The sequence below is a fragment of the Lentibacillus sp. genome, assembly GCF_035301925.1.
Taxonomy (GTDB): domain Bacteria; phylum Bacillota; class Bacilli; order Bacillales; family Amphibacillaceae; genus Lentibacillus.
Window position 1 is genome coordinate 1 of the sequence record NZ_DATGTI010000184.1, and the last position, 6615, is coordinate 6615.

4 protein-coding genes and 1 pseudogene are annotated in these 6615 nt (G+C 39.7%); 2 read left to right on the forward strand and 3 right to left on the reverse strand.

What is annotated here, in order from left to right:
• Nucleotides 1-124: 124 nt before the first annotated feature.
• Nucleotides 125-520, reverse strand: coding sequence for a hypothetical protein (locus tag VK080_RS14910; protein WP_324225565.1), 396 nt, complete (start codon nucleotides 518-520; stop codon nucleotides 125-127).
• Nucleotides 521-796: 276 nt separating this feature from the next.
• The gene (locus VK080_RS14915) at nucleotides 797-3028 is read right to left on the reverse strand and encodes a YhgE/Pip domain-containing protein (protein ID WP_324225566.1); all 2232 of its coding nucleotides are present in this window, start codon (nucleotides 3026-3028) and stop codon (nucleotides 797-799) included.
• 534 nt (nucleotides 3029-3562) lie between these two features.
• On the opposite strand from VK080_RS14915, the pseudogene VK080_RS16090 reads away from it, so the two are divergent.
• Both VK080_RS16090 and VK080_RS14920 read left to right on the forward strand, forming a co-directional pair.
• Nucleotides 3563-3628 (forward strand): annotated as a pseudogene (locus tag VK080_RS16090) (Spo0E family sporulation regulatory protein-aspartic acid phosphatase); the annotation flags it as partial.
• A 122-nt stretch (nucleotides 3629-3750) separates the two neighbouring features.
• A complete protein-coding gene (locus tag VK080_RS14920; protein ID WP_324225567.1) occupies nucleotides 3751-4596 on the forward strand; it encodes an HD-GYP domain-containing protein in 846 nt (281 codons plus the stop codon).
• A gap of 846 nt (nucleotides 4597-5442) precedes the next feature.
• On the opposite strand, the gene VK080_RS14925 is transcribed toward VK080_RS14920, so the two are convergent.
• A protein-coding gene (locus VK080_RS14925) for an IS3 family transposase (RefSeq protein WP_414672259.1) occupies nucleotides 5443-6562 on the reverse strand; the annotation gives its coding sequence in 2 pieces (ribosomal slippage) (nucleotides 5443-6294 and nucleotides 6296-6562; 1119 coding nt in all).
• Nucleotides 6563-6615: the final 53 nt, after the last annotated feature.

Genomic DNA, 6615 nt, shown 5'->3' on the forward strand with positions numbered 1-6615 from the left:
CATTTTATACATGTTTAACTGCCTCCAGGTGCAAGGGTTTTGAACGAATTCTTATAAAAGGCCTTGCACCTATATTCGACATAATACGATCAAATTCCTTGTCAGTATTGGATTTTTTGTTTGTTCAGCAGTCCCTAAATATGTTATAGCCTTTCTCTTCATAATAATACTGGCCGAATAGCCGCATATCCATCGCGTTACCAAGATAGCCGTGTGCCATCACAACGACCTTATTCGTTTGCTCTTTCGCCTCAAGGAAATAGCCCTTCAAATCCAGTCCGTCATAGGAAGTCATCGTCCATTCATCAAATTCCTGCTGATCCACCCATGTCCGCCAGTCACCATCAAGCAGCACATCCATCGTCTCAGCCGACACTTCCAAATCTTCATTCCCCTGTAAAAAGTCTTTCTGATTACGGTCAATTGCCAAATGATAAAAATAGAAACTGACGATGGTATTAATGATCAATGCGACACTTGCAATTCCCAAAACAATTTTCAGCCATGTTTTCCGTTTCACGCCTTCTCCCCTTCCCAAAATCTATTACGCTAATTCCATTATACAAAACATGGCGAATGATTTGGCCTTTCATTTAATGGTACTTCTTAGAAATTCTCATAATCATTTTGTGCCGATCCACGAGAAAATTCACCCTTCTGATTTTAAAAAACTCAGGAGAGTCGTGTTCAAGTACTGCGTTCGCAATCTCTTCAGATATCAAAAAGCGGACAGAACTCCTGCCCGTTTTTTTAAACGTAGACACCTCAACACTTATCCTTAATACTTCTATAGCCATTAATGAAACAAACCAGCTTCCTTGGATTTTTTCATCAGCCTGTCAGTGTATTTATTAACCACATTTTTAAACAACATCCCGAATATCAGAAAACCAAGCCCAATTAACGCGAGGATGGCCACATCATATAAAGCTGTTTCCCATATGATGCTGCCGACTGCCTCACGCATTAAATCGATGGCATAGGTGAACGGAAGGAATGGATTGATTCGCTGGAAAAACTCCGGCAGCAAAACGACCGGGTATGTGCCACCAGCACCGGCAATCTGCAGGACCAAGAGAACAATAACCATTGCTTTCCCGACATCACCAAACAGGGATACGAGTGTAAACGTAATGAGTATAAACACCAGACTAATGAACAGGCCGAAGATGACAAACCAAACCGGGTGCACCATATTGATATCAAGAATGACTATATTGCCCAGTGTCACAACGAGTGCCTGCAGCAGCCCGATGGTGACAAATGTGAACAGCTTGCCGAAATACCGTTCCCTGCCGGTTAATTCTTCCGTATGATGCACATCGGCCGCCAATAAAGAAATGAGCAATAAACCGCCGACCCAGATAGCCAGCACGGTGTAGAATGGTGTCATCCCTGTTCCATAATTTTGGATTGGAAATATTTCATTTTTATTCAGTTTGACAGGTTCTTCAAAAAAACCACGTTCAGCTTCTGGATCGTTCCGTAATAACTCGATGATCTCGTTAATATCCGCTTCGCTCTGAACATCACGGATCCTGTCGGCAAGATTATTAACTTTATCATGGACATAAGGATACTCACCAAGAATCGTATTAAGGTAATCCCGACCCTGACCGATATCTTCCTCTGTGCTAGCGAGTACCTGCTTTACTTCAGGTATTGTCGACTGGATACCGGTTAATATGTCTTCTGCATCTGCTAATGTCTGCTGAGCATGATTGATTTTCTTTTCCACTTCGGGCTCAATATTTTCCTTGTACTCTGTCAAAAAGTCACCTATCCGGGTAGCCGTATTGCCGGACAGTTCCTCAAGGTCAGAAAGGATTGAATCCACTTCCCGTTTCTTATCATCAATGAATGATGTTATTTGATCACCGTTCTTCCGGGCTTCTTCAAGCTCCCCTCGCAGTGTTTCCAGCCGTTCAACCGCATCCGCAATCACTTGATCCTGCCCGTTAATATTCTGCTGAGGATTTTCACGATTGCCGCTGCCTTCTTCATTGCCGCCTGAAGGTTCGCCATCCTGCCGGTCTTGATTCATTTCCTTCAGCTGCTGCAATGCTGCCTCGATTTCACTGATCCGGCTCGTGGCATCATCCAGTGAGTTGCTTATATTTTGCTGCAGCTCTTTTCCTTCGCTGAAATCAATGTCCTGTCTCTGCGCATCCTGAAGCAACCGATTAATATCCTCGGCCGTGTTTTGCGCTTTCTGTAAATCTTCCTCGATTTGCGGCGCCAATTCATTCAGGCGATCCTCCGCTTTCGACAACAAACCAGATGTTTCCCTGACGGTCTCAAGGCCACTTTTCGTTGTCTGCTCAGCCTTTGGAATTGCCGCCTGAGCTTCATCAATCAGGTTCTGGGCATTTTTCGTGTCCTCAAGCCCGCTGGAGACCAAGTCGTGAATGTCCGGCAGTTTTTCTTCCAGAGTAAAAATATAATCTTCAAACATCCGGATATCCGGCAGACTTTCATTCAGCTCAATGCCTATCTCATCAAATAAATCAAAAATAACACCGTTTATCGTGGATATGAAATTGCTGGTGACCTGCTCCACGATCGTACTGGCACCCTTTTCCGTAATCTTCGGCGCGATGGCGTTGATCTTTTCATTAACGTAATATTCCATTTCACTTTTTTCAGGGTTATCCGTTACGACAGTCCCCAGTTTTTCAGAAAAGTTTTCAGGGATCACAATGACAGCAAAATAATCGCCATGTTTCACATTCTTCATGGCGTCCTCCCGGTTTGTGAAATGCCAGTCCATTGCATCATTATTCTTAAGAGTGTCCACAACATCATTGCCGACATCTATCTCTTCTCCCCGTACTTCAGAACCTTTGTCTTCATTCACAACGCCTATAGGAATCTGGTCTGTCTGGCCATAGGGATCCCAGGATGCCTCGATATTGAACCAGGCATACAGTGAGGGCAAAATAATCAGACCGCCGATCAGAATGGCGGCCACCCAGTTTTTCACGATATTTTTTATATCATTTGAGTAAATCTTCCAGCTGTTTCTCATGGATATACTCCTTTTTCTATGGCAAAGGATGATTCATTTTGAGTATTCACCACAACCCCATATTTAAACATTCTTCGATAACGCGGTGTTTTTTTGAGCATCTTGTGTCGCTTCTTCATCATCACCACTGCAAGCTCCTAATATAAAAACGACAGACAATACGATTAATAAGATTTTTTTCAAGTATCTTGTCCCCCCATAATAAATATAGTCATTGTTAATATAACATATGGTACACAATTCTGCTAATACATAATACTTTCTTATCCAGCAAAAGACCTGCCTTCTTAAATATAGCTAAAGCGGGTGGATTTTGACATAAATGTCGGGCGACTAAAAAAGTCGTAAACTAGTGCATATTCGTGTATGGCTGAACTCATCCTTCAATTTTGAATATGTCGTCCCTACCTTGAATGAAATGATTGGCTATATGTACTGTAGCGCAAAAGTCTCCCCATTGGCCACTAATGCTACCGTGTTCTATGTATGTGAAAGAAGGAAGATGCTGGACATAGATAAGTTTTATGGTACTTCAATGAAGTAACATTAAAATACAGCCAAAATTTAGATACATTGATTGTTAGATATCAAGACTTATAAAGGGCAAATAATCATGGTAGAAAATAATAGTTGAAAAAAAGACGACAAATAATGACAAAACAAGACAAATTTGATATACCTTAGGTATAAATGCCTGTATACAGTCACAATGGGGGGATTCCATGGCAATTGTTAACATTAAAAATGTTCGAGAAGGCGACTTGTTAGGTCAAGATATATATAGAGGAAAGTCATTGATTTTAAGAAAAGGAAACAGTTTGTCGAATAACGTCATTTCAAAATTGAAACAATGGGACTTCACCTCAATTGAAATTGATGATGGTCAGGATGACGACTCCATCATTAAACAGGACAATGAAATGAACAGAACGGATACTGTACCCGATGTATCAGTGTTAAAGGAGATATTCTTCAGTAATTTATCTAACATTGGCCATGAGTACCGATATGGTTATGCTCTTAATGATTCCAATGATTATGAATGGCTGGAAGGCTTATTTATTAAATTCATGTCCATCAATAAGGTTTCTCGATTAATGAAAAAACTGCAAGACCTAGATAATTACACTTATAATCATTCTTTTGACGTTTTCATTTTCGGTTCATTATTTGCTAAGAGGATAGGGCTTAACAATATTGAGGACTTCTCTTTAGGTTGTCTATTACATGACGTAGGAAAAATGGATGTTCCTAAAGATATTTTGAATAAACAATCTAAGTTAACACCCCCGGAATATGACGAAATAAAAAATCATACTGTTTACGGTTATAAGATACTTAAAAGCTATAATTTTTCAGAAAATATCGCTGCATTGGCAAAATATCATCATGAACGTATTGATGGCAGTGGTTATCCTGAAGGTATTCAAGGTGATGAATTTACGGAAGAATTAAAAGTTATCAGTATAGCTGATGTCTATTCTTCATTAACTTTAAACGGCCTTATCGGGATGCTTTCGGCTCTACATCTGCTGAAAGAATTTTACTTAATGAATGCAGCAAAATAGAAAATTATTACTTTTATCATTTCTTTAGAATGTTGAATATTTTTCCTCTAAAGACAATCGTTGAATTAACAAATGGGACTAAGGCTAAAGTAATTGGTGCAAATGATAAGGTGCCTACTTTCCCTGTATTGCAAGATGTTGATACATCAAATCAAATTGAAATACCATTGGATAGAGCAGTTGACGTCAAAAAAATCATTCATTTTAATTCCTAAAGGGTAGTTATCAATCGATGACTACCCTTATCACTCAAGGGATTAAAAGAGTATTAGCCATGAATACCGGTATGGGTATGCTCTTCATGATTCCAATGATTACAAATGCTCAAAAGACTCTTTTATTAAGTTCATGTCCATCTATATCAGAATATGACGAAATCAAAAACCATACTGTTACCAGATAAAAAGCCGGTGTGGTAACAAAAGTGACTAACACTGTAGTTGATAGTCTTGCAAATAAATGCAATGAAAATCAGACTAGAAGTTGATAGTATAATCGAAGATGCCGCGGAAAGTGGATAAATCGTTCTCTATTTTATTATACCGTTATAATAAGGTCGATTAATATCAATTGTTTAATATGTATATCTAAAATTTATATACTAGATGTGCAAATTTTTGTACCTCATTTTTTGTATAATTAAATTGAATCTAGTAAGGTGGACCCCATTGTCAAGACACATATTTTATAAAAATAAGGTGGGGGGGTCAGTTATCATTGTTTTCCCTTTCCCATCTTACTAACTAGCTCTTTCTTGTGTCAGGTTCTGTCAAGGGCGTATTTTCCCTTGACAGGTTCTGGCACAGGAAAGATAATTGCCTAAGATGGAAAGGATAACGGTACGGGCTACCCGAAATAAATAGATGCCGGTGTTTGATAATCTAATGATTGATGAGGCCGTTCATGATTATAAAGGTTCATATAATCCCTTATATTGCTTCTTGCCGCTCTTGGTGACCCATAGTCCTTTAAATAGACTTCTTCGTACTTAAGGCTTCTCCAAAAGCGTTCAATCATGATATTATCCAATGCCCGCCCCCTTGAGTCCATACTAATTTGTACGGATGGATGCTCTTTTAAAAGATTAATGTATTTTGGGCTGGTAAAATGACTGCCTTGATCACTGTTAAATATTTCAGGTGTACCGAGCGAGAATGCGCGTTGTACGGCATCCAGGACAAAGTCAATTGCCAACGTCTGATCCAGTTCCCAACTGATAATGTAACGGGAATACCAGTCGATAATGGCCGTTAGATACATCCAGCTATTATGCAAGCGAATGTATGTAATATCAATGCTCCAAACCTGGTTGGGCCGAGTAATATTCACTCCTTTCAGCAGATATGGATAAATACGGTGCTGTAGATTGCGTTTACTCAAATTAGGACCCGGATAAATGGCTTGTATACCCATTTCACGCATGTGACGCCGCACTCTTTTACGGTTGATATTCACCCCTTTATTCTGTAGTATTTCAGCAATCTTGCGTGAACCGAGAAACGGAAATTTAGTATAAATCTCGTCAATCCGGTGTTTAATGGTCACCTCTTCCAACGATGGCTGAACAGGCTTATAGTAAAGGCTGGAACGATTGATCCCGAGCAGGTTAGCCTGCCATGAGATAGGCATTTCTGGATCATCCCAGTCCACCATCTCCATGCGTTCCCGTCTAGTCGTTGTAGATGCCAGATTTTTTTTTGATCCACGACAATTGCGTGGTTAATTTGCCGACCTCTGCATAAAGGTTTTCCAGCTTTTCTTCATAGTCGGCTTTCATTTTTTCCAAGTCTTTATTTTGTTTCTCAAAGACTTGCGGCATTTCTTGCAGGAATTGCGTTTTCCATTTATGCAGCTGGTTTACATGAATCCCGTGTTCCGAAGCAATCTGGCTCATTGATTTTTCTTCCTTCAAGATTTCCAACACGATTTGTGATTTGAATTCTGGTGTATATCTTTTGCGTTTCATATACCTACCTTAACATCTCCTTTTTTCGTGTCTAAAATCTTGGGTCCATTATA

What these genes read in the sequence shown, in the direction of transcription:
- VK080_RS14915 (WP_324225566.1), bottom strand. Translation starts at nt 3,028, where the DNA reads ATGAGAAACAGCTGGAAGATTTACTCAAATGATATAAAAAATATCGTG.
- VK080_RS14920 (WP_324225567.1), top strand. Translation starts at nt 3,751, where the DNA reads ATGGCAATTGTTAACATTAAAAATGTTCGAGAAGGCGACTTGTTAGGT.